The organism is Mycobacterium sp. NGS62 (assembly GCF_059812285.1).
The window spans coordinates 1-730 of the sequence record NZ_JCALCK010000082.1 but is presented as its reverse complement, the minus strand read 5'-3'; the positions used below and the strand labels follow the sequence as shown (position 1 = coordinate 730).

Annotated in this window: 1 protein-coding gene; it reads left to right on the top strand. The window is 62.1% G+C overall.

Annotated features, from left to right (window positions below; translation table 11 throughout):
- Positions 1–111 precede the first annotated feature (111 nt).
- The gene (locus AC5Y49_RS24795; RefSeq protein ID WP_499892019.1) at positions 112–561 is read left to right on the top strand and encodes an SRPBCC family protein; all 450 of its coding nucleotides are present in this window, start codon (positions 112–114) and stop codon (positions 559–561) included.
- Positions 562–730 lie beyond the last annotated feature (169 nt).

The following is a 730-nucleotide window of genomic DNA, read 5'->3' as shown; positions in this document are numbered from 1 at the left end:
GCCTGTTGACAAGTCGTAACGGTGATGCCACGATCAGCCGATGCGCACTGACTGCGGGAATCACTCGATCCGCGATTCCACGCCGCAGCCTTTCGCATCGGCCGGCAGCCCATGACGATCGTGTCCGCCTCCGGCACTCTAGAGTTACCGGCCGAAGTGATTTTCGACTACGCTGCGGACTACCGCCGGATGCCGGAGTGGGTGTTCGGCTTGCAGACTCTTGAGCCGACCGGCGAACTATCAGCGGGGATCGGTGCCGAATTTCGAGGTACAGGCAAAATCGGGCCGGTCTCCATGACAGGAACAAGTCGCGTCACCGAGTGGGAGCCTTACAGGCTTATCACTGAGGCTCTGGTGACCAACAACGGTATCGTGGCCTCCGCAACCGTTGCCACGACGGCGATGGGATCGGCGTTGACCCGCATTGATATAACTGCCGACTACAAGTTCCCCGGTGGGCTCGCGGGCAGAGTCCTCCAGCGTGCTATCGAACCGTTGCTTGGTTCGGGTATCCGCTCCACCGAGCGGGCGCTTCATCGGCAGTGCCTGCGCACCTGCTGAAAAGGTCCCGGACTGCCGGTCGGCCTGGTTGCGTGAGTCCGGCGATTCGCTACCGGCTGGCGACGCCACGACGACCGGCCAGCGGATCCCGCGTGTCGCGCTTCGCCATCTCCGGCTGGAGTCCACGCCACCAACAAACGTTGACATAACCAGTCGAAACGTTTGACTG

What these genes read in the sequence shown, in the direction of transcription:
- AC5Y49_RS24795 (WP_499892019.1), top strand. Translation starts at nt 112, where the DNA reads ATGACGATCGTGTCCGCCTCCGGCACTCTAGAGTTACCGGCCGAAGTG.